At 66.3% G+C, this 21,479-nt stretch carries 21 protein-coding genes and 1 riboswitch; of the genes, 12 read left to right on the forward strand and 9 right to left on the reverse strand.

Translation table 11 applies throughout. The features are described 5' to 3' along the window. The first annotated feature begins 115 nt into the window (after positions 1-115). From mmsA to ACVMB1_RS06985, 3 genes are read left to right on the forward strand one after another with little or no spacing between them, the layout of a single operon-like run. Positions 116-1,696, forward strand: a complete 1,581-nt coding sequence (gene mmsA, locus ACVMB1_RS06975) for a multiple monosaccharide ABC transporter ATP-binding protein (RefSeq protein ID WP_456848342.1) — start codon at positions 116-118, stop codon at positions 1,694-1,696. Continuing rightward, positions 1,693-2,883 carry a multiple monosaccharide ABC transporter permease gene (gene mmsB, locus ACVMB1_RS06980; protein WP_456814202.1) on the forward strand — a complete coding sequence of 397 codons (1,191 nt, stop codon included), beginning with the start codon at positions 1,693-1,695 and terminating at the stop codon, positions 2,881-2,883. Before mmsA ends, mmsB begins: the two co-directional genes overlap by 4 nt. 57 nt (positions 2,884-2,940) lie before the next feature. Beyond that, complete coding sequence (locus tag ACVMB1_RS06985) at positions 2,941-3,774, forward strand: inositol monophosphatase family protein (RefSeq protein ID WP_456814203.1); 834 nt, start codon at positions 2,941-2,943, stop codon at positions 3,772-3,774. A 312-nt stretch (positions 3,775-4,086) separates the two neighbouring features. On the opposite strand, the gene ACVMB1_RS06990 is transcribed toward ACVMB1_RS06985, so the two are convergent. Then, positions 4,087-5,454 carry a glycosyltransferase family 87 protein gene (locus ACVMB1_RS06990; RefSeq protein ID WP_456814204.1) on the reverse strand — a complete coding sequence of 456 codons (1,368 nt, stop codon included), beginning with the start codon at positions 5,452-5,454 and terminating at the stop codon, positions 4,087-4,089. 155 nt (positions 5,455-5,609) lie between these two features. Between ACVMB1_RS06990 and ACVMB1_RS06995 the strand changes: the two genes are divergently transcribed. Next, complete coding sequence (locus tag ACVMB1_RS06995) at positions 5,610-6,032, forward strand: hypothetical protein (RefSeq protein WP_456814205.1); 423 nt, start codon at positions 5,610-5,612, stop codon at positions 6,030-6,032. Here ACVMB1_RS06995 and ACVMB1_RS07000 read toward each other — a convergent pair. Next, positions 6,021-6,947: a GlxA family transcriptional regulator gene (locus ACVMB1_RS07000; RefSeq protein ID WP_456814206.1), complete on the reverse strand. Its 927-nt coding sequence runs from the start codon at positions 6,945-6,947 to the stop codon at positions 6,021-6,023. The two genes, ACVMB1_RS06995 and ACVMB1_RS07000, sit on opposite strands and share 12 nt — an antisense overlap. 104 nt (positions 6,948-7,051) lie before the next feature. On the opposite strand from ACVMB1_RS07000, the gene ACVMB1_RS07005 reads away from it, so the two are divergent. Then, complete coding sequence (locus ACVMB1_RS07005) at positions 7,052-7,879, forward strand: dienelactone hydrolase family protein (RefSeq protein WP_456848344.1); 828 nt, start codon at positions 7,052-7,054, stop codon at positions 7,877-7,879. On the opposite strand, the gene ACVMB1_RS07010 is transcribed toward ACVMB1_RS07005, so the two are convergent. Genes ACVMB1_RS07010 through cobU form a run of 5 tightly spaced genes read right to left on the reverse strand, consistent with a single transcriptional unit; the run spans position 7,862 to position 10,330 of the window. After that, positions 7,862-8,620 carry a CbtA family protein gene (locus tag ACVMB1_RS07010; protein WP_456814208.1) on the reverse strand — a complete coding sequence of 253 codons (759 nt, stop codon included), beginning with the start codon at positions 8,618-8,620 and terminating at the stop codon, positions 7,862-7,864. The genes ACVMB1_RS07005 and ACVMB1_RS07010 overlap by 18 nt on opposite strands. Positions 8,621-8,630: 10 nt before the next feature. After that, positions 8,631-8,843, reverse strand: coding sequence for a CbtB domain-containing protein (locus ACVMB1_RS07015; protein WP_456784431.1), 213 nt, complete (start codon positions 8,841-8,843; stop codon positions 8,631-8,633). Further along, positions 8,840-9,184 carry a hypothetical protein gene (locus ACVMB1_RS07020; RefSeq protein WP_076833476.1) on the reverse strand — a complete coding sequence of 115 codons (345 nt, stop codon included), beginning with the start codon at positions 9,182-9,184 and terminating at the stop codon, positions 8,840-8,842. Before ACVMB1_RS07020 ends, ACVMB1_RS07015 begins: the two co-directional genes overlap by 4 nt. Next, a complete protein-coding gene (bluB, locus tag ACVMB1_RS07025) occupies positions 9,162-9,794 on the reverse strand; it encodes a 5,6-dimethylbenzimidazole synthase (RefSeq protein ID WP_057015939.1) in 633 nt (210 codons plus the stop codon). The genes ACVMB1_RS07020 and bluB overlap by 23 nt, the downstream gene beginning before the upstream one ends. Positions 9,795-9,826: 32 nt before the next feature. Further along, the gene (gene cobU, locus ACVMB1_RS07030; protein ID WP_456814209.1) at positions 9,827-10,330 is read right to left on the reverse strand and encodes a bifunctional adenosylcobinamide kinase/adenosylcobinamide-phosphate guanylyltransferase; all 504 of its coding nucleotides are present in this window, start codon (positions 10,328-10,330) and stop codon (positions 9,827-9,829) included. Positions 10,331-10,479: 149 nt separating this feature from the next. Between cobU and cbiB the strand changes: the two genes are divergently transcribed. Beyond that, positions 10,480-11,421 (forward strand): adenosylcobinamide-phosphate synthase CbiB, encoded by a 942-nt coding sequence (gene cbiB, locus ACVMB1_RS07035; protein WP_456814210.1) that lies wholly within the window; start codon positions 10,480-10,482, stop codon positions 11,419-11,421. A gap of 11 nt (positions 11,422-11,432) precedes the next feature. After that, the gene (gene cobD / locus ACVMB1_RS07040; RefSeq protein ID WP_456814211.1) at positions 11,433-12,398 is read left to right on the forward strand and encodes a threonine-phosphate decarboxylase CobD; all 966 of its coding nucleotides are present in this window, start codon (positions 11,433-11,435) and stop codon (positions 12,396-12,398) included. A 181-nt stretch (positions 12,399-12,579) separates the two neighbouring features. On the opposite strand, the gene ACVMB1_RS07045 is transcribed toward cobD, so the two are convergent. Together ACVMB1_RS07045 and cobO are read right to left on the reverse strand one after the other, a co-directional pair. Next, a complete protein-coding gene (locus ACVMB1_RS07045) occupies positions 12,580-14,028 on the reverse strand; it encodes a cobyric acid synthase (protein ID WP_456814212.1) in 1,449 nt (482 codons plus the stop codon). A gap of 11 nt (positions 14,029-14,039) precedes the next feature. After that, positions 14,040-14,693, reverse strand: coding sequence for a cob(I)yrinic acid a,c-diamide adenosyltransferase (gene cobO, locus ACVMB1_RS07050; protein WP_456814213.1), 654 nt, complete (start codon positions 14,691-14,693; stop codon positions 14,040-14,042). Between the two features lie 36 nt (positions 14,694-14,729). After that, a riboswitch (cobalamin riboswitch) is annotated at positions 14,730-14,941 on the forward strand. 94 nt (positions 14,942-15,035) lie between these two features. Between cobO and ACVMB1_RS07055 the strand changes: the two genes are divergently transcribed. From ACVMB1_RS07055 to ACVMB1_RS07075, 5 genes are read left to right on the forward strand one after another with little or no spacing between them, the layout of a single operon-like run. Next, positions 15,036-15,410 carry a DUF1636 family protein gene (locus ACVMB1_RS07055; RefSeq protein WP_028331460.1) on the forward strand — a complete coding sequence of 125 codons (375 nt, stop codon included), beginning with the start codon at positions 15,036-15,038 and terminating at the stop codon, positions 15,408-15,410. Beyond that, positions 15,407-16,441, forward strand: a complete 1,035-nt coding sequence (cobW, locus tag ACVMB1_RS07060) for a cobalamin biosynthesis protein CobW (RefSeq protein WP_057015891.1) — start codon at positions 15,407-15,409, stop codon at positions 16,439-16,441. The genes ACVMB1_RS07055 and cobW overlap by 4 nt, the downstream gene beginning before the upstream one ends. Next, positions 16,441-19,689 (forward strand): cobaltochelatase subunit CobN, encoded by a 3,249-nt coding sequence (gene cobN, locus ACVMB1_RS07065; protein ID WP_456814214.1) that lies wholly within the window; start codon positions 16,441-16,443, stop codon positions 19,687-19,689. Before cobW ends, cobN begins: the two co-directional genes overlap by 1 nt. After that, positions 19,686-20,849 carry a precorrin-3B synthase gene (cobG, locus tag ACVMB1_RS07070; protein ID WP_456814215.1) on the forward strand — a complete coding sequence of 388 codons (1,164 nt, stop codon included), beginning with the start codon at positions 19,686-19,688 and terminating at the stop codon, positions 20,847-20,849. Before cobN ends, cobG begins: the two co-directional genes overlap by 4 nt. Further along, entirely contained in the window at positions 20,849-21,478 is a 630-nt protein-coding gene (locus tag ACVMB1_RS07075; RefSeq protein WP_456784436.1) for a precorrin-8X methylmutase, read from the forward strand. Before cobG ends, ACVMB1_RS07075 begins: the two co-directional genes overlap by 1 nt. The last annotated feature ends 1 nt before the right edge of the window (position 21,479 follow it).

The raw sequence follows: 21,479 nt of genomic DNA on the forward strand, positions 1-21,479 counted from the left end.
TAGAATCTGGAGCCCCGTTCCGATTTAATCGGAACGGAATAGGCTTCAGGGCGGATCGCCGGGCAAGCGGCGGCGAGCCGGGCCGGGGGCGATTGACGCTGCAGGACATGATCCGATGACGGCAATGCTTGAGATGCGCGGCGTCAGCAAGAGCTTTGCCGGCGTGCAGGCGTTGCGCGACGTCAGCTTCACCGTCGAGGCTGGGCAGATCCATGCGCTGGTCGGCGAAAACGGCGCCGGCAAGTCGACCCTGATGAAGGTGCTGAGCGGGGTCTATCCGGCCGGAAGCTACGACGGGTCGATCGTGTTCGACGACGAGGAGCGGCGCTTCCGCGACATCAACGACAGCGAGGCGCTCGGGATCATCATCATCCATCAGGAGCTGGCGCTGATCCCGCTGATGTCGATTGCCGAGAACATCTTTCTGTCGCATCCGCCGTCGCGGTTCGGCGTCATCGACCGCAACGCGGTGCATCGGCGGACCGCCGAACTGTTGGCGCAGGTCGGCTTGCGGGAGCCGCCGGACACGCTGATCACCGACCTCGGCGTCGGCAAGCAGCAGCTCGTGGAGATCGCCAAGGCCCTGTCCAAGCGGGTGCGCCTCCTGATCCTCGACGAGCCGACCGCCAGTCTCAACGAGGCCGACAGCGCCGCCTTGCTCGAGCGTCTCCTGGCCTTCCGCGAGCAGGGCATCGCCTCGATCCTGATCTCGCACAAGCTGAACGAGGTTGCGCGGGTCGCCGACCGCATCACGGTGCTGCGCGACGGCCGCACCGTCGACAGCATCAACTGCCGCACCGAGCGCATCGAGGAGGACCGCATCATCCGCAGCATGGTCGACCGCGATCTGGCGCATCGTTTTCCCGAGCGGAAGGCGGAGATCGGCGAACCCGTGATGACGGTGGAGAACTGGTCAGTGTATCACCCGCTGCATACCGAGCGGCAGGTGATCAAGAACGTCGACTTCACACTGCGCCGCGGCGAGGTAGTCGGCATCGCCGGCCTGATGGGCGCCGGCCGCACCGAGTTCGCCATGAGCCTGTTCGGCCGCGCCTGGGGCACCAACGTCTCCGGCAAGGTCCGCCTCGATGGACGCGAGGCCGATCTGTCCAGCGTGCCGGCCGCGATCGATGCCGGCATCGCCTATGTCACCGAAGACCGCAAGCAGCTCGGGCTGATCCTTGCCGCCGACGTCCGCAAGAACGTGACGGTGGCGAGCCTGCGCCAGGTGTCGGATCGCGGCGTGATCGACGATGTCGCCGAGCTGAAGGCCGCGAGCGACTACCGCACCCGGATGCGGATCCGCTGCTCCGACGTCTACCAGGCGACCGGCGACCTCTCGGGCGGCAACCAGCAGAAGGTCGTGCTGTCGAAATGGCTGATGACCGATCCGAGGGTGCTGCTGCTGGACGAGCCGACGCGCGGGATCGACGTCGGCGCGAAATACGAGATCTACTCCATTATCAACGAGCTGGCGGAGGCCGGCAGGGGCGTCGTGGTGATCTCCTCGGAGATGCCCGAGCTGCTCGGCATCTGCGACCGGATCTGTGTGATGAATGACGGCGCCTTCGTCGGCGAATTCGCAGGCCACGATGCGACGCAGGAGAAGATCATGCGCGCCATCATGCGCAATGACAGAATGTCCGGACGCGGCGCCGACGAAAGGGCGGCGCGCGCCGGAGGAGGGTCACCATGACCGACAAGACGGTATCACTTCCCGAGGCCCCCAGGCATTCCGGCTTCATCAAGAACAATCTGCGCAACTACGGCATGCTGCTGTCGCTGCTCGCGATCATGCTGTTCTTCGAGATCGTGACCGACGGCACGCTGTTGCAGCCGCTCAACCTCACCAATCTCGTGCTGCAGAACAGCTACATCGTCATCATGGCGCTCGGCATGCTGCTGGTGATCGTCACCGGGCATATCGATCTTTCGGTCGGCTCGGTCGCGGGCTTCGTCGGCGCCGTCGCGGCGGTGCTGATGGTGCGCTACCATGTCAGCTACCCGATCACCTTCGTCGCCTGCCTCTTGGTCGGCGCCGCGATCGGCGCGGCCCAGGGCTACTGGGTGGCCTATTTCGGCATTCCGTCCTTTATCGTGACGCTGGCGGGCATGCTGGTGTTCAAGGGCCTCGCGCTTGCGGTCCTGCAGGGCCAGTCGGTCGGGCCGTTCCCGCCGACCTTCCAGAAGCTGTCGTCGGGCTTCATCCCCGAGCTGTTCCCGAGCGCCGGCACGCTCTATCCGACGTCGCTCGCGATCGGCATCGTCCTGGCGTTTGTGCTGGTGCTGGCGACCGCCAGGAGCCGGGCGCGCGAGCAGGCGCACGGTATCGCCGTCGAGCCCTATGCGTTTTTCGTCGTCAAGAGCATCGCGCTGGCGGGCGCGGTGCTCTACTTCACCTACCTGATCGCCTCGCATCGCGGCCTGCCCAACGTGCTCGTCATCATGACCGTCCTGATCGCGCTCTATGGCTTCGTCACGCGGCGGACGGTGATCGGGCGGCAGATCTACGCGGTGGGCGGCAACGCCAAGGCGGCGAAACTGTCGGGCGTCAAGACCGAACGGCTCACCTTCTTCACCTTCGTCAACATGGGCGTGCTGGCCGCGCTCGCCGGGCTGGTGTTCGCAGCCCGGCTCAACACCGCGACGCCGAAGGCCGGCCTCGGCTTCGAGCTCGATGTGATCGCCGCCTGCTTCATCGGCGGTGCGTCGGCCTATGGCGGCGTCGGCCGGGTCGGTGGCGCGGTGGTCGGAGCCATGATCATGGGCGTGATGAACAACGGCATGTCGATCCTCGGTATCGGCATCGATTATCAGCAGGTGATCAAGGGCCTCGTCCTGCTGGGCGCCGTCTGCATCGATGTCTACAACCAGCGCCGCTGACCGCCACGCAGTCGCAATTCCACGATAGGATGCCGGCGCAACGCAGGAGAATGCCGCGTGAAACTGTCCCATGCCGACGCGCTTGATATCGGAGCCATCCTTGCCGAAGTCGGCCGCAGCGAGATCATGCCGCGGTTCCGCCGCGTGCGGGAGATCGAGGTCCGCACCAAGACATCGGCATTCGACGTCGTCACCGAAGCCGATGAGCTTGCCGAGCAGGCGATATCGGCGGCGCTGCTGCGGGCGTTTCCGAATGCGGTTGTGATCGGCGAGGAGGGCACCGCGCGTGATCCGGCCGCGCTCGATCAGGTCGGAACCGCGGAGCTTGCCTTCAGCATCGATCCGATCGACGGCACGCGGAACTTCACCTCGAGCTTGCCGCTGTTCGGCACCATGGTGGCGGCCACCATGCGCGGCGAGATCGTGCTCGGCGCGATCCATGATCCGGTCAGCAACGACACCGCATTCGCGCTGCGCGGCGAGGGCGCCTGGCTCGCGATGCCGGACGGCCGGCGGCATGACCTGAAAGTGGCTCCCGCCGTGCCGGTCAAGCAGATGGATGCGATCGTCGGCGTCAATTTCCTGCCCGAGCCGCTGCGCACGATTGTCGCCGGCAATCTTTCCAGGCTCGGCGGCAGCGCCTGGCTCAGATGCGCCGCGCATGAATATCGCATGGCAGCGTCCGGACATTGCCACCTGCTGTTCTACAACAAGCTGATGCCGTGGGATCATGCCGCGGGCTGGCTGTTGCATCGCGAGGCCGGCGGCTACAGCGCGCATTTCGACGGATCACCCTACCGGCCGGTCAATCTGACCGGCGGCTTGCTGTGCGCACCCGATGAGGCGAGCTGGCACGCGGCGCGAGAGGCGATCCTGATGCCGGCTGGATAGAAGCAGAAGGTGCGGTTCGTCACGTTGCTGGCGGTTATGGGCCACGTTGGTTTTCGGATTCAACTGCCAAACAGCTTGTGTCGTCCCTGCGAAAGCAGGGACCCATACCCCGCGGCGGGTGTTGGGAACGGGACTCGTCGTCCCAGCATCGTTCAACAATCAGCATTTGTGGTTATGGGTCCCTGCTTTCGCAGGGACGACACCCAATATGGGTCGTCGTTTGTGGGTCATACCTTCGCTTAGGGCGTCAGGCCTGCACGATTTCGCCGTCCGCCTCGAGTCTTCGCAAAGGGACTTGCCACGTCGGGCAAATCAGTGATTGGCGATTTCGGCCGGAGCATCCGGGAGTGGCAGATGCCTGATGCGGCGCACGACAAGGATGGCAACTGCCGCAGCGGCGATCGGTGCCAGTTGCAGGCCGTTGGCGCCCGCAGGCACCATGGCGAATGGCGTCAAATAAAGCGCCGCGACGGCGATGCGTTCATAGGGCAGCCAACCCTGCGCAAGCGCCTGCGCGATCAGCCACGCGCCCGGGATCGCCAGGATCACGACCTCATAGTTGCCGAGCGATGGTACGCACAGGCCGGTCATCGCCACCATCAGCGCGATCTCGGCGGCGCCGCCGGGACGTTTTCGCAGCACCAGGATCAGGACGGCGATCGCGATCGCGGCCGCGGTCACCTGGACGAGCCAGGCCGTGCTGCTGGATCCGCCGGCCAGCCTGACCGCGGCATAGGGGCTGGCGAACTTCTCGAAACCGGGTCCGCCGCCGAGGCTCCAGGCGCTTGCCTCCGGCAGAACGGCAACAAACTTGATCCACGGGTCGATCCCGAAGAAGGCGGTGGCCGCCAGCACAAGCACGAGCGTCGTTGCGGCCGCAGCAGCCAGCGCGCGCCAGCGCCGCGTCAGGATCAGCACCAGCGGCGCAAGCAGGGCGATCTGCGGCTTGTAGCTGAAGCACCCGAGCAGCGCGCCGGCGATCACCGGGTAGCGGTCCAGCGTGGCGGCCGATCCGCCGAGCAGAGCCGCCGAGAACAGCGAATTCTGTCCGAATAGCGCGCACACCCACACGGCGGGAAAGGCGAGCGCTGGAACGACGGAGCCGCGCTCGAGCATGGCTCTCACCGCGGCTGCATAGGCGGCGCCGGTCGCGAAGATCCAGACGACGGCCGCCGTTGCAAAGGGAACCAGTGCAAAGGGCAGCCAGAACAACAGCGACGTCGGCGGGTAGAAGAACGGTGCGTAGGTGTTCTGACCGAGCACGGCGGCTACAGCGGCGCGGCCCGCGTCGCCATAGGCGTCGCCGGCGCGGCCTTCGAGCGCGAGCTTCGCCGCGGTCCAGAACGCGGCGAAATCATGGCCGACATCCATCGTCGGCACAGCCCATGGGATGATCGCGATGCAGGCGATGAACAGGACGAGAAATACGCGGGTGAAGGCGGTGACACGGTCAGCCGTGAGCCAGTCGGCCTCACGCAGCGCGGAGACCAGCACGCCCGCGCCGGACTGCCGTGAATGCGCGATTGCCACCGGCGGCTGACCTGTGGACGTATTCGAGGTTGGGCTGATGGTCGCGCGCGGCATCGCGGCGCCACGACCTGCGTCATCCGCTGCGAGGTGACGCGCGGCGTCATCAGCGAAGGCCAGCCTGTGTCCTTCGAGGTCCGACTTCTGCGACATCGGCCGCTTCATCCCATTCGCGTCGTGCACGCGCAACATTTGGATCAAATCGTCTAAGGTTGCGTAAACCCGATCGTTGCAATTGGCCGCGGCGCAATCGGAACCGATGATCGACATTGCCCCTTGTCCGCGGCCTGTCACGCCGGGCATGGTAAATGAACCCGCAACGCCGGCGGCAGCGTGCGGGGTTGGATGCGGAGCCCGACGGTCAAGGTTCATCGCGAATGGCGGTATTGCAGCAGTTCGGCCACGACATCTGGATTGCCGGGGGACCGAACCTTGCGGTCGCCGGGTTTCATTATCCGACCCGGATGGCCATCGTCAGGCTGGCGGACGGTGCCCTTTTCATCTGGTCGCCGGTCCGGTTGACCGAGCAAATGCAGGCCGGCGTCGACGCACTCGGCCAGGTCAGGCACATCGTGGCGCCCAACTCGCTGCATCATTTGTTCCTCGCGAGTGGAAGCCCATGGCACGCCCGTCGACAAGGATGCGCCGGCATTCTTGCGCCGCGCCTTCGCGTGGCTGTCGGCGTGATGATTTCATCGCTGATGTGGCGTCGTTGCGGATCAACCGCCTGAACGGAAATGCCGCGGCGAATGCCGCGTTTCGCGCCGGATCAGCCGGCGGAGGGTCGATGGCTCGGCGTATCCGACCTTACCCGCGATCTCTTCGACCGACAGGCGCGTGGTCTCGAGCAACGACCGCGCCGTCTCGATCCTGATGCGTTGCACGAATTGAATGGGCGACACGCCGCAGATCGACTCGAGCCGTCTGGCAAATGTCCGCGGCGCCAGCGCGACGGCGGCGGCGACGTCCCCGATCGTGAAGTCGCGCGCGATGTTGCTGCGCACCCATTTCTCGGCCCGGGCGATCTTGAGGTCCTGGCTGGCAAGATAATTGATTGCCATGAACGGCGCCTGCGAATGCCGCTCGCCAAGCAGCAGGTAATTGGCGCAGCCCTTGGCTAGCGCCGGGCTGCCGAAACGCGCGATCACAGCAAGCATCAGGTCCATCTGCGCCATCGCCGCGCCGGCGGTTGCGATCGGCCAGTCGGCCACCACCATCCGCTCCGTCATCAGCTCGACATTTGGATAGCGTTGCCGAAACAGCGGCGCGAACCACCATGTCGTGGTCGCTCGCTTGCCGTCGAGCAGGCCGGTCTCCGCGAGCAGGAAACTGCTGGCGCAGGACGCGGCGAGCATCGCGCCGCTCGCGAACGCCGTGACCAGCATGTCGCGGGCGTGCCGACACGCCGGTGTCGCCAGCTTCCGCTCCAGTGCATCGGCCGACGCCGAGCCGAGCCCCGGAACGATGACAAGGTCGGCGCCGCGCAATCGGGCGGCGCGCCGCCTCGGCCCATAACGCAGCGTCGTCACCTCAAAGGGCGCGCGCTTCGACGTACTGATCCGGTTGGCGGTGGCCAGCACGTCGTGGGTGATGGCGGCCGCTGACGCGAGGCAGCCGTCGATCTCGACAACCGCGATTCTGGTCATGTCATAAAATCCGCGATCAATGTCATTTTTGACACTAGCTGCTGGGCCGGAAAATCGCAACTCTGACGCCGAGACGCTGCCGATCTCGATCAGGAGGACCGCCGATGCCGAACCGGCCGATGACCCAGGACGATCCGCTCGAGGATTTCGAGCGCCGCCAGATCACCCTCGATGGTGCCGGCAAGACCGTCCATGTTGGCGGCGGCGGTCCTGCGGTGATCGTGATGGCGGAGATGCCGGGTATCAGCCCGCATGTGGCGCGCTTCGCCCGCTGGGTTCGCGATGCCGGCTTCACCGTCTATATGCCGTCGCTGTTCGGCCGTGACGGCGCTGTCGCGAGCGCAGAGGAGGGCGCCGCGGTGTTTCAGCGCGCCTGCGTCAGCGCGGAGTTTCGCGCGATGGCCGCAAACCGGTCGAGTCCCGTGACGCAATGGCTACGCGCGCTGGCGCGATTTGCCCATGGTGAATGCGGCGGTCCCGGTGTCGGGGCCATCGGGATGTGCTTTACCGGCAATTTCGCGCTCACCATGATGCTGGAGCCGTCGATGCTGGCGCCGGTGCTTTCGCAGCCGTCATTGCCATTGAACGATCCGGCGGGCATCGAGATCGCGCCGGAGGAGGTCAAGGCGGTCCGCGAGCGGTTGGAGCGCGAAGACCTGACCGTGCTGGCCTATCGATTTGAGGGCGACAAGTTCTGCATGGCGCAGCGCTTTGCGGCCTATCGCGAGGCGCTCGGCGACCGCTTCATCGGGCGGGTGCTTCCCGACAGCGCGGCGAACGGCGATGTGCCGCCGTTCTTCCGGAATTTCGTCACGACACCGCACAGCGTCGTGACCGTGCATCTGATCGACGAGGCCGGCCAGCCGACCATCGCGGCCCGCGATGAGATTCTGGCGTTTTTCCGGCAGCGGCTGTCACCCGCGAGCGGGTGAGCCTTGCGATGGGCCTTGCCGATCGAAATAGGCGAATGCGGCGCTCGTCAGGCTGCCCAGCAGGGACCAGAACACCAGACTGGTCAGCGTGACGGCGACCATGAACTGATGCGACAGGGACGAAGGCACGTTGGTCTGGACGTGCTCCAGCTCGGGCGCGCCGATCAGATGCGGCAGCATGATCAGGACCACGCCGGCAATGGCGGCCGGCATCGAGCGCCGGAACACGATCAGCCCGAGGCCGGCTGCGGTCGCCAGCACCGCCGTCACCCACCAGATCTGGCGCGAAAGCAATGGAGCGGTGGGGACCCCCGGCAATTCAGGCGGCAGTCCGAGGCCCGGAGCGATGGTGAAGACGGCGAAACCGGCGAGGCCCCACATCAAGCCTTCATGCCACGAGATTTGCTCGCCGGTCGCGCCGCTGCGAACCGCGAGGAAGCCGCAGAGCAGAAGCGCAAAGCCGATCGCGGTCAGGATGTTCGCCCCCGCGGTATAGACGTTGCGTTCCAAACCGTCGCGCGGCTCCCAGGCCTCCGCGCCATGATCATGATCCGCATGATCATGGACGAGGATCGCCTGCGGTGGCGCGGCGGCTTCGTGTTTGTGCGCGGCCGCCTTCTCGTAGACCTCGGCCCTGAGGATCAGGGGAACGGTGCCGAATTGCTGGACCGCCGTGACGATCAGGCCGACGATGAACCCGGCAATGACCGACGAGAAGACGATCGAGCGAAACGTGCTCATGCCAACGAGATCAGTGGCAGGGGAAGGCGTTGGAATGGCGCACGTCATGCGCGGCGTTGTGGATCACGTCGATGTGCGAGAAGCCGACCACGCCGACGATGAACAGGCCGAGCGTCATGGCCATCAACGACTGTACAAGCCGTCCGACCTGTCGGGTAGCGATCGGCAGATGCGTGACCTGAGCTTGAGTAACCTGGGTTTGCGCGGTCTGGGACTGGCTCATGGTCGTTCTCCACATTCGATTTGATCGGCTTCTAGCAGCTTTCGGGTGATGTCGCGACTGGTAAGATGCAAATTTGTTCCAAGAGGAATGCGCTTGCGCTCGATCTTGGCGCGTGCGGCTGCCTTGAAGGCTGGTTCAAACCGCCTGAAATGGGCGAGACATGCGTCCACCGTCGGATCGGTGCCCAGCAGCGTGCGAAAGGCGCCCCGATGCACCGCGCAGATAGCGCGGTGCTCCGGCACGGGAAAGACCAGCGAGGCGATGTCGGCGCGCCAGTGCGCGTCACAGCTCAAGGTGCCGTCGCCGGCAGGGGGGCGGTCAGCGTCGGATGGTGAATTCATCCGGACCTCGCCGCGATTCCCACTTGGCCTGTTCGAGCTCCGGACGGTCGCACTCGGTCTGGGGGTAACCGATGCAGAGATAGCCGATGAATTTCCAGGAGGCCGGGATTTCCAGAACGCCATGAATGCGTTCTGGATTGAGGATCGATACCCAGCCGATGCCGATGCCTTCGGCGCGCGCGGCAAGCCACATCGAGCAGATCCCGGCCACCACGGAATATTCCGACGTCTCCGGCATCGTCGCGCGGCCGAGACCGGCGCCGATCCGGTCGGTCTTCTCGGCAAACACGGCGAGGTGGCCCGGCGCCTCTTCGAGGCCCGATAATTTCAACGCGGCGTATTTTGTGGCGCGCTCGCCCGAATAGGACCGCAGCGCATCGGCGTTGCAGGCCTTGAAGTCGTCGATGACAGCGCGGCGTCGTGTCTTGTCGTCGACAATGACGAACCGCCAAGGCTGGCTCAGGCCGACCGAAGGCGACAGGCAGGCGATCTCGATCAGCCGCTCGATCGTGCCATCCGGCAGCGGATCGGTTCGGAACCGCCGCACGTCGCGCCGCCACACGAACAGATCGTGCAGCTGCCGGCGAAACGTATCGTCAAATGAGACCATTGCGGGGCCTTTGGCAGGATCGATCTCGGATTTCATTTAAGCTTCATCGGCAGGCCCGCAACGACGAACTCGACCTCGTCTGCGATGCCGGCGATAGTCTGGTTCATGATTCCTGCGGCGTCGCGGTAAGTCCGCGCCAATGCATTGTCTGGCACGATGCCGAGACCGACCTCGTTGGTGACCAGCACGACCGGGCCGTGCTGGCGCGACAGCGCATCCGCCAGCCGCGTCACTTCCTGCGACCAGTCGCGCCCGGCATGCAGCAGATTGGATAGCCAGAGCGTCAGGCAATCGACCAGCCTTGCACCAGCGCCATCGGTCCCGGACAGCACTTCAACCAGATCGAGCGGCACCTCGCGCTCGATCCAGTCGCTGCCGCGCCGCGCGCGATGTTTGGCGATCCGCTCATCCATTTCCGCGTCGAGCGCCTCGGCGGTCGCGATATAGACCGGCTGTCCCGGAAAGCTGCGTGCACGAAGTTCGGCGCGCAGGCTTTTGCCGGACCGGGCTCCCCCCGTGATCAGAATGACGGCCATATCATCTCCTGTGCGACTGGTACGCACGTCGTTCGGAAACGCTCTAACCACCAATCGCGGAGAAAGACAAAGCCGAAATCCGTCACGGAGGGCTTGCGCTCGGCCGATGTCTTGCGCATCAGGGGGACCGCGGCGCGGAGAGGGTTATCGTGGGTTTTGCGGGAGCGATGGCGGTGGCGATGGCGGTGGATGCCCTGATCGGCTGGCCGGCGGGGCTGTTTGGCCGCATCGGCCATCCCGTGACCTGGCTCGGCCGGTTGATCCATCTTGTCGACAGCGCCTGGAACCGCGCCTCCGACCCGCCGGCGTTTCGTCGCGGCGCTGGTATTGCGGCTGCGATCCTCGTGATCGCGCTGGTAATTGCGCTAGGCTGGGCCATTCAGTCCGTGCTCGCATCCGGATGGGTGCGCGTTGTCCTTGTCGGTGTCCTGGCATGGCCGCTGGTTGCCGTGCGCTCGCTGCATGACCATGTCGCCGCGGTGGCAAGTCCCTTGGCATCCGGCGACATCGCGGCCGCACGTTCGGCGGTCGCGCAGATTGTCGGGCGCGATCCGGCAACGCTCGACGACGCCGGCATCGCGCGCGCCACCATCGAGAGCCTTGCCGAGAATGCATCCGACGGCATCGTGGCGCCGGTGTTCTGGGGCGCGCTGTTCGGCCTGCCGGGAATCCTTGGCTACAAGGCGATCAACACGCTGGACTCGATGATCGGCCACCGCACCGAGCGGCACGAAGCCTTTGGCTGGGCAGCCGCCCGGATCGACGATCTCGCCAATCTCATTCCGGCGCGGTTGACGGGTGTTCTGTTCGTGCTGCTCGCGCCGAACCGTTCGCAGGCGTGGTCATGCATGTTGCGCGATGCGCGCCGGCATCGCTCGCCGAATGCCGGCTGGCCGGAAGCTGCGATGGCCGGCGCGCTCGGCGTGCGGCTCAGCGGTCCCCGCATCTATCACGGACACGTCGCCGATGAGCCCTGGCTGAACGAGGGGGCGCGCGATCCGGCTGCAGCTGATGTCCTCACCGGGTTGAGACTCTATCGTTACGCCATGATTCTGTTGGCCGGGGCGCTGCTAGTCCTGGCGCGGGCGTGAAGGTGCGGCGCATGCGTGAGCACGGCGGGAACCTTGATGTCGCCCAGCAGCGCTTCGGCGGCGCCGCGGACGACTGGATCGACCTGTCGACCGGGATCAATCGGGTGCCGTATCCCTTGGTCGATGTCGAGCCGCGGCAATGGAGCGCGTTGCCGTCGCGATCCGATCTTGAATCGCTGCACGACGCTGCGCGGCAGGCCTATGTCACCAAGGCGCCGATCGTGGCGATGGGTGGTGCGCAGGCCGCGATTCAGTTGCTGCCGCATCTGGCGCTCAAGGGGCGGGCGCGGATTCTGGCGCCGACCTACAATGAATATGCCGCGGTGTTGTCGGCCGCCGGCTGGGACGTCGCCGAGGTGTCCGATCTCGCCGCGCTGGCGGGAGCGGACATCGCCGTCGTCGTCAATCCGAACAATCCCGACGGACGACGCCATGATCGGCGCGAGTTGCTGGCACTGCTGCCGCGCGTTGGCCGGCTCGTCATCGACGAGAGTTTTGCGGACGCCGTTCCTGACCTGTCCCTTGCACCGGAAGCAGGACACGCGGGGCTGCTGATCCTGCGCTCATTCGGCAAGTTCTACGGACTTGCCGGCTTGCGCCTCGGCTTCGCGATCGGCAGCGAGGCGGACGTCGCCGCGCTTGCGGCGAGGGCGGGCCCATGGCCGGTTTCGGGAGCAGCAATCGCGATCGGGCGGCGCGCGTTGCTCGATCACGACTGGGCAACGGCGACGGCTGCGCGGCTCGCGGACGACTGCGTCAGGCTCGATGCAATGGCGCGATCGCAGGGTTGGACGCTGGTCGGCGGCACGTTGCTGTTCCGGCTCTACGAGACCGGCGAAGCATTGGCTGCGCAGGAGAAACTTGCGCGTGCGCAGATCTGGCCGCGGGTCTTCCAGCAGAAACCGGGATGGCTGCGCCTCGGCTTGCCGGGCAGTGAGGCCGAGTGGTCGCGCCTTTCCGCCGTGTTGTCGCTCTGATTGCGACGGCGCTGCGCTCCCTCTCCCCGTTCTTACGGGGAGAGGGCTGGGGTGAGGGGCCGCATCCGCATATTCGGCGACAGCTGCGGTTGCGGAGACTCCCCCTCACCCGGAACGCATCTAGCGATGCGTTCCGACCTCTCCCCGCACGCGGGGCGAGGTGAGAAGGAATCATCTCGCTTTAACGCGCCAGCGCGAGCAGGCCTTCGACATCGAGATGGGTCTCGATGTGCCCGGCGAGCGCGTCGAGCGCGCTCTCGACCCTGGCGCCGTAAGTCTGATCCGCCGCGGGGATGTCGAGCTGTGCAAGGAACGCCTTGCGAAATTCGTCCGAGGCGAACAGGCCGTGCAGATAGCTGCCGTGAACGCGCCCGTCTGCGGAGACCGCGCCCTCAGCCGTACCGTCGAGTGATGCAAAGGGCCGCGCGCGATCCGGCCCGTCGGTGCGCCCGATATGGATTTCATAGGCGCTGATCGGTTGGCTGGTCGCGGCATGCACCGCGCTGGAGCGCGTCAGCGTCTTCTGTTCGGTCATGGTGGTCGCGACATCGAGCAGCCCGAGCCCGCGCGTTTCGCCGGCAGGACCTTCGATCCCATCGGGGTCGGCGACGCTGTGTCCAAGCATCTGGTATCCGCCGCACAGGCCGAGGACATGGCCGCCGCGGCGATGATGCGCGAGGAGGTCGATGTCCCAGCCTTGCGCGCGCAGGAAGGCGAGATCGCCGCGGGTGGATTTCGAGCCGGGCAGGATGACGAGCTTCGCATCACCCGGGATGGCTTCGCCCGGACGTACCATCACGAGATCGACGCCGGGCTCGAGCTTCAGCGGATCGAGGTCGTCGAAATTGGCAATCCGCGACAGCGCAAGGAACGCGATCTTGCACTGGCCGGGCTTGCGCGCCTCGCCGAGCCCGAGCGCATCTTCGGCCGGAAGCTCGCCGGCGCGGACGAACCAGGGCAGCACGCCAAATCCGCGCCAGGCGGTGCGCTCTTCGATCAAGCGATAGCCGTCATCGAACAGCGACGGATCGCCGCGGAATTTGTTGATGACGAAGCCCTGGATCATCGCCGCATCGTCAGGGTCGATCACCGTCTTGATGCCGACGAGTTGCGCGATCACGCCGCCGCGGTCGATGTCGCCGACCAGCACCACGGGCACGTTGGCCCGGCGTGCAAACCCCATATTGGCGATATCGGACTTGCGTAAGTTGACCTCGGCGGGGCTGCCGGCGCCCTCGACCAGCACCAGATCGGCGCGCTGCTTCAGGCGCGCAAAACTCTCCAGCACCGCGCCCATCAGCGATGGTTTCATGCCGGCATATTCGCGCGCCCGTGCGGTGGCGATCCGTTTGCCGTGCACGATGATCTGGGCGCCGACATCGGTTTCGGGCTTCAGAAGCACTGGATTCATGTCGGTGTGCGGCTCGACGCCGGCGGCGAGCGCCTGCAACGCCTGTGCGCGGCCGATCTCGCCGCCGTCGACGGTCACCGCGGCGTTGTTCGACATGTTCTGCGGCTTGAACGGCAGCACGCGCAGGCCGCGTCGTCTCGCGGCGCGCGCGAGGCCGGCGACGATGAGCGATTTGCCCACGTCCGAGCCGGCTCCCTGGATCATCAATGCGCGCGCCATCGTGATGTCTGTCAGAACTCGACGCCCGGCTGGGCCTTGATACCGGAGCGGAACGGATGCTTCACCAGCGTCATCTCGGTGACGAGGTCGGCAATCTCGATCAGCTCCTCCTTGGCATTGCGCCCGGTGAGCACGACATGGGTCATCGGCGGCTTCGACGTAGTCAGGAACTCGACGACGTCGGCGATCGCGAGGTAGTCGTAGCGTAGCGCGATGTTGATCTCGTCGAGCACGACCATGCGCAGGCTCGGGTCTGCGATCAGCTGCTTGGCCTTTTCCCAGCCGGCTTGCGCTGCCGCGATGTCGCGGGCGCGATCCTGCGTCTCCCAGGTAAAGCCTTCGCCCATGGCGTGAAATTGACAGAGATCGCCGAAATGCCCGGTGAGCAGGCGGCGCTCGCCGGTATCCCAGGCGCCCTTGATGAACTGCACCACGGCGCAGGGAAAGCCGTGCGCCACACAGCGCACGATCATGCCGAACGCGGAGGAGGATTTTCCTTTGCCGGCGCCGGTATGGACGATGATCAGGCCCTTTTCACCGCTCTTGGTCGCCATGATGCGGTCGCGGGCGGCCTTCTTTTTCGCCATCTTGTCCGCGTAGCGCGCATCCGGCGAAAGATCGGTGCCGACGGCGCCGTCTTCAGCGTCCTTTCCATCAGAAGTCATCACATTCCTTCGGCTTGACAAGTGCGAGGCTTGGACGAATGGTGGTCCTGCGTCGGTTCCTGTCCTACGACAGGCGAAGAGGGAATGCGATAGGGCTCCGCTAAATCGGGCCCGAAGCGCAGCCGCCCCCGCGACCGTGACCGGAGAGATGCCCAAGCCACTGATTCCATACGGAGTCGGGAAGGTGGGCATCGAAGGGTAAAACCTGCTCCGCAAGCCGGGAGACCTGCCAACGCAGCATGTTGTGAAACCGGCGGACGGGGTGTTCCGCGACGGGGAACGAACCTGTCCAAAATCGGTTCGTGTGCCTCATCGCTTCCCGCTGTCAATCCAGGAAGGGCGATGAGCGTTACACTTCATGTCTGCATCACCTGCCGCGCCGGCCAGACGCCGGCGGAAGGTGAGCTCGCGCCCGGTGCACGCCTGCATGCCGCGCTTGTCGAGGCCGGCGTGCCTGATGACGTCAATCTGGTTCCCGTCGCATGCCTGTCGGCCTGCAGCCAGGGTTGCTCGGTCGCGCTCAGCGCGCCGGGGCGCTGGTCCTATGTCTACGGCCGACTGTCCGCTGATAATGCCGCGGATGTGATCGCCGGTGCCTCCGCCTATGCGGCGGCGCCCGACGGCATCGTGCCGTGGCGCAGCCGTCCGGAAATCTTCCGCAAGCAATCGCTCGCCCGCATTCCACCTCTTCCCGTCGTGCCGGAGGCCGCAGAATGACCACGCTCGCCAAAATTCCGGTCACCGTCGTGACCGGCTTTCTCGGCTCCGGCAAGACGACACTGATCCAGCATCTGATCCGCAATGCCAACGGCAAGAAGCTCGCGGTGCTGGTCAACGAATTCGGCAGCGAAGGCGTCGACGGCGACATCCTGAAGTCGTGCGCCGACGCCAATTGTCCGGCCGAGAACATCGTCGAACTCGCCAATGGCTGTATCTGCTGCACCGTCGCCGACGATTTCATCCCGGCGATGGAGCAGTTGCTGGCGCGGAACGTGAAGCCCGATCACATCGTGATCGAAACTTCCGGGCTCGCGCTGCCGAAGCCGCTGCTGAAAGCGTTCGACTGGCCGGAGATCCGTTCGCGGATCACGGTCGACGGCGTGATCGCGCTCGCCGACGCCGAGGCCGTCGCCGCCGGCCGTTTTGCGCCTGATCCGGCCGCGGTGGATGCGCAGCGTGCGGCGGACGACAATCTCGACCACGAGACGCCGCTGTCGGAAGTGTTCGAGGACCAGATCGCATGTGCCGATATCGTGCTGCTGACCAAGGCGGACCTCGCGGGGGCGGAGGGGATCAAGGCAGCGAAAGAGGTGATCGCGGCCGAGATGCCGCGCGAGGTGCCGATGTTGCCCGTCGTCGACGGCACGATCGACGCGCGCGTGATCCTCGGGCTCGGGGCGGCGGCGGAAAGCGATCTCGCGGCGCGGCCGTCGCATCACGATGGCGAGGAGGAACACGAGCACGACGATTTCAATTCCGTCGTGATCGATCTTCCGGAAGTTTCGGATGTCGACGCGCTGGTCGCCTCGATCAAGGGGCTGGCGCGCGAGCAGAACGTGCTGCGCGCCAAGGGCTACATCGCGGTCGAAGGCAAGCCGATGCGGCTGTTGGTGCAATCGGTCGGCGAGCGGGTGCGGCATCAGTTCGACATGCCCTGGGGCGCCCGGGCGCGGCAGTCGAAGCTCGTCGTGATCGGCGAACATGCCGACATCGATGAAGCCGCGATCAGGGCACGGCTTGGTGTCTGATGCACGTCGTCTTCCGCGAGAGCCGCGGCCTTGATGAGACCGCGACGCCAAGGGACCTCGGCCAGGATCCGGCCGATCTCGTGGTGTTGTCGTTTTCCGACAGCGATCTTGCTGCCTTCGCGGCCGGCTGGCGGCGCGGCCGTGCTGCGCTGCCGTCGCTGCGGCTCGCCAATCTCGCGGAGCTGCGCCATCCGCTGTCGGTCGATACCTATATCGAGCGGACGCTCTCGCACGCCCGCGGCATTCTGGTGCGGCTGATCGGCGGCGAGCCCTATTGGTCATACGGGCTGGCCGCGGTGCATCGGCTGGCGAAGGAGCGCGGCATTGCCCTGGTGGTGCTGCCGGCGGATGGCCGCGACGATCTGCGGCTCGATGAATTCTCGACCTTGCCGGTCTCGACGCTGCGCCGTCTGAAGGTGCTGTGCGACAAGGGCGGCCCGGTTGCCGCGCAGGCCGTGATCGCGCAACTGGCGCTGGCGTCCGGACTCTATGCCGGGCCGGTGGTCGGCGAGATCGATCTTCCCGAGATCGGCGTCTACGATTCCCGGCGCGGTGCCATCACGGCGTTGCCGGCACCGGACGGCCGGCCGCGCGTGCTGGTGACGTTCTATCGTTCCTACCTCGCGGCAGGCGATACGGCGCCGGTCGATGCATTGATCGATGCATTGCGTGAGAGGGGCTTTGATGCCCACGGTGTGTTCGTCACCTCGCTGAAGGCGGCGGGCGTGGCCGATTGGCTGCGCGCTCAGTTTGCGCAATGCGCTCCAGCGGCGATCGTCAATGCGACCGCGTTTTCCGCGGCCGGTGACGACGGCACGACGCCGTTCGACGCTGCATCATGCCCGGTGTTCCAGGTCGCGCTGTCGACCGCGCGGCGCGAGGATTGGGCCTTGTCGCTCCGCGGGCTCTCGCCCGGCGATCTCGCGATGCATGTGGTGCTGCCGGAGGTCGACGGCCGCCTGTTCACAGGGGTCGTGAGCTTCAAATCGCCTGGTGAGCGCGATCTTGAGCTGCAATTCGCGCATCTTGCGCATCGACCGGATGCCGAGCGCGTCGCTGCAGTTGCCGCACGCGTGGCCGCCTGGCATCGGCTTGCCAGCAAGCCGGCACAGGAGAAGCGGCTCGCGCTGGTGCTCTCGAACTATTCCGGCCGCCCGCATCAGATCGCGCATGCCGTCGGACTCGATGCGCTGGCGTCGGTCGGGGCGATGCTGGCTGATCTCGCGGGCGCGGGATTTGACCTTGAGCCGGTGGAGTCGCTGGGCGACATTCTTTTGCGCAGAAATTTGACGTGGAACGTCGCCGACTATCGTGCGGCGCTTTCCGGCCTTCCCGAGCTGCTGCAGGACGATCTCAGCCGCGCATGGGGCGCGCCGGAAGATGATCCCGATTGCCGTGACGGCGCATTTCATTTCGCGGCGATCTGCTGCGGCAAATCGGTCATCGCCGTTCAGCCGGAGCGCGGTGAGGTGGGACAGCGCGGCGCCGACTATCACGATCTGGCGCGCACGCCGCGCCATGCCTATGTCGCGTTCTATCTGTGGCTCAGGCGGCAGGCCATCGATGCCGTCGTCCACATCGGCGCGCACGGAACGCTGGAATGGCTGCCCGGCAAGTCGGTTGCGCTGTCGCCCGCATGCTGGCCGGAGGCGCTGATCGGCGATCTGCCTGTTGTCTATCCCTTCATCGTCAACGATCCCGGCGAGGCGGCGCAGGCCAAGCGCCGGATCGGTGCCGTGACGATCGGTCATCTGCCGCCGCCACTGGCACAGGCCGCGGTCCCCAAAGGCTTGCGCAATCTTGAGCGCTTGCTCGATGAGTATTCGACCGCCGATGGTCTCGATCCGGCGCGGCGGCAGCGCCTGATCGCCGCGATCCGCGACGAAGCGCGCATCGCCGGGCTGGAGGACGATCTCGGTCTCGCCGCGTCGGTCTCCGCGGCCGAGACCATTCCGCAGATCGATCGTTTCGTCTGCGACCTCAAGGAAAGCCAGTTCGGCGACGGCCTGCATGTGTTCGGGCAGGGCGCTTGCGGTGAGGCGGAGAAGGAGGCGTTGCTTGGCGCGCTCGCCGGCCGGCGTGTTGCGCCGGGGCCGTCGGGCTCGCCCTATCGCGGGCGCAGCGACGTGCTCCCGACCGGGCGCAATCTGTTTGCGGTCGATCCGCGCGCGGTGCCGACGCCGTCGGCGCATGCGCAAGGCGTGAAGCTTGCTGAAGAGCTGCTGCGCCGTCATTTGCAGGATCACGGCGACTGGCCGAAGGGACTCGTGGTCGACCTCTGGGGCTCCTCGACGATGCGCACCGCTGGCGAGGACTTTGCGATGGCCCTGCATCTCGCGGGCATCGCGCCGCGCTGGGATCACGGCTCGGGGCGGGTGTCGGGTTACGACATCATCGCGCCGGCAGAGCTCGGCCGGCCGCGCATCGACGTCACGCTGCGCGTGTCGGGGCTGTTCCGCGACGTCTTCTCAGGGCTGGCCCAGTTATTCGAAGCCGCGGCGGAGGCGTTGTCCGAACGCAGCGACGAGGCGGACGAGAATCCTTACCGGCAGCGCATCGCGCGCGTGTTCGGTCCTCGCCCCGGACATTATGGCGTTGGCATTTCGTCGGTCCCCGACGTCTTCACACCGGAGGCGCGCGAGGCGGCCGGCGAAGCCTGGTTGTCGGCATCGTCGTGGGCTCTCGCATCCGACGGCGAGATGCGGCCCGATCGCGCCGGCATCGAGGCGCGGCTCGCGGCTGCGGACAGTTTTGTTCACACCCAGGATCTGCCGGAGACCGATCTGCTGCTGGCGGCCGACTACGCCGCGCACGAGGCGGGCATCGCGGCGGCGGCCCGGCGCCTTGGCACGAAAGCCCCATCGCTCTATCACCTCGATGCGACGCGGCCGGATCAGCCGCATGCCCGGGCGTTGACCGAGGAAATCTCACGGGTGGTGCGAGTGCGCGCGGCCAACCCTGCCTGGATCGCGGGCATGATGCGCCATGGCTTCCGTGGTGCCGCCGAAATCACAGCGACGTTGGAGCACATGGCGGCGTTCGCCCATCTTGCCGGCGCGGTGCCGCCGCATCTGTTCGATCTCTACTACGATGCGACGCTCGGCAATGACGAGGTTCGCGGCTTCATGGCGCGCGAGAACCCGGCGGCGCTGGCTGCGATCGAAACCTGCTTCGCGAGATTGCATGAAGCCTCGCTCTGGCAGACGCGGCGCAATTCGATCGCGGCTGCGCTGCAGGAGGCCTCATGAGCGCGGTTGCGGTCAAGGGTTGGTGTCCAGGCGCGCTGCGGCCGATGCTATCAGGCGATGGCCTCGTGGTGCGCATTCGCCCGCGCGGCGGACGGCTGGACGCGGCGCAGGCAGCGGGAATCGCCAGGCTGGCGGCGCGATACGGCAACGGCTTGATCGACCTGACCAGCCGCGCCAATCTCCAGATTCGCGGCGTCAGCGATGAAGCTTATCCGCCCCTGGTCGATGGGCTCGCTGAACTCGGGTTGCTGGACACGGACTCGAATACCGAGGCGCAGCGCAACATTCTGGTGACGCCGTTCTGGACTGTCGCCGACGAGACGCGCTCGCTTGCGACCGAGCTTGAGCAGCGGCTAGCCGGTGCCTCGTTTGATCTTCCAACCAAGTTCGGCTTCGCAATCGACGATGGCAATGCGCGGATGCTGGCGGATGCGTCCGCCGATATCAGGATCGAGCGCGATCGCGGCCGGGGACTGCTGGTGCGGGCCGATGGCGCGCAGCGCGGGCTCTCGGTCATGCGGAGCGAGGCCGTTCAGGTCGCGTTGGCGCTGGCCGAATGGTTTGTCACCTCCGGCGGAACCAGGGGTGAGCGGCGACGGATGGCGGCTCATCTCGCCGGCGGCGCGAGCCTGCCGCAGTCGCTTCGCGGTGATGCCGAACCCGTCGGCCAATCGTCGAGTCCAGTGCCGGGCATCTATCCAATGGGCGCGATGGTTGGCGTCGCCTTCGGGCAGATCCCGCACCAGACGCTCAACGATCTCGCCGGCTGCGCGCGGGCTCTCCGCATGACACCGTGGCGGATGATGCTGGTGGAGGGGATGCGCGAGATGCCCGGTGGGGCGGACCTCGTGACTGATGCCGGCGATCCGAGGCTTCGTGTGGTCGCCTGCAGCGGCGCACCGCGCTGCGGCGATGCGCATGCGGACACGCGTATGCTGGCATCGGCGCTCGCGCGGCATATTCCATCCGATGCGCGGCTTCACGTCTCCGGCTGCGCCAAGGGCTGCGCCCATTCCGGTTCTGCGGATGTTACCCTCGTTGCGACAGACGAGGGCTTTGATCTGATCCGCCGCAGCACGACGCGGGATGCGCCGGTCCTCCGAGGGTTGAGCAGTTCGTACCTCGTCGCAAATCCTACCGTGCTGACGGGAGGCCATTGATGCCGCGCGTCTACGAGACCGATGGCGCGGCGATCTATCGCCAGTCCTTTGCCACCATCCGCTCCGAGGCCGATCTTGCCCGCTTCACGCCAGACGAAGAGCCGGTGGTCGTGCGCATGATCCATGCCGCCGGTATGGTAGGCTTGGAAGCGCATGTGCGCTTCACATCAGGCATGGCTGCGCGCGCGCGAGCCGCCTTGCAGGAGGGCGCGCCAATCCTCTGCGACGCGCGCATGGTGTCGGAGGGAATCACGCGCGCGCGGCTGCCGGCCGGCAATGCCGTGATCTGCACGCTCGGCGATGTCAAGGTACCTGCGCTTGCGCAATCGATGCGCAACACGCGCTCCGCGGCAGCGCTCGAGCTGTGGCGGCCGCATCTGGCCGGTGCCATCGTCGCGATCGGCAATGCGCCGACGGCGCTGTTTCATCTGCTCAACATGCTGGAGGATGGTGATTGCCCACGGCCGGCGGCGATCATCGGCTGTCCGGTCGGCTTTGTCGGCGCGGCGGAATCCAAGGCGGCATTGATGGCTGAGCCCCCCGCGCCGGCGCTGACGGTCGAGGGACGGCTCGGTGGTTCGGCGATCACGGTTGCCGCCGTCAATGCGCTGGCGAGCCGGAGCGAATAGC

This window comes from Bradyrhizobium sp. USDA 4504 (genome assembly GCF_054063995.1).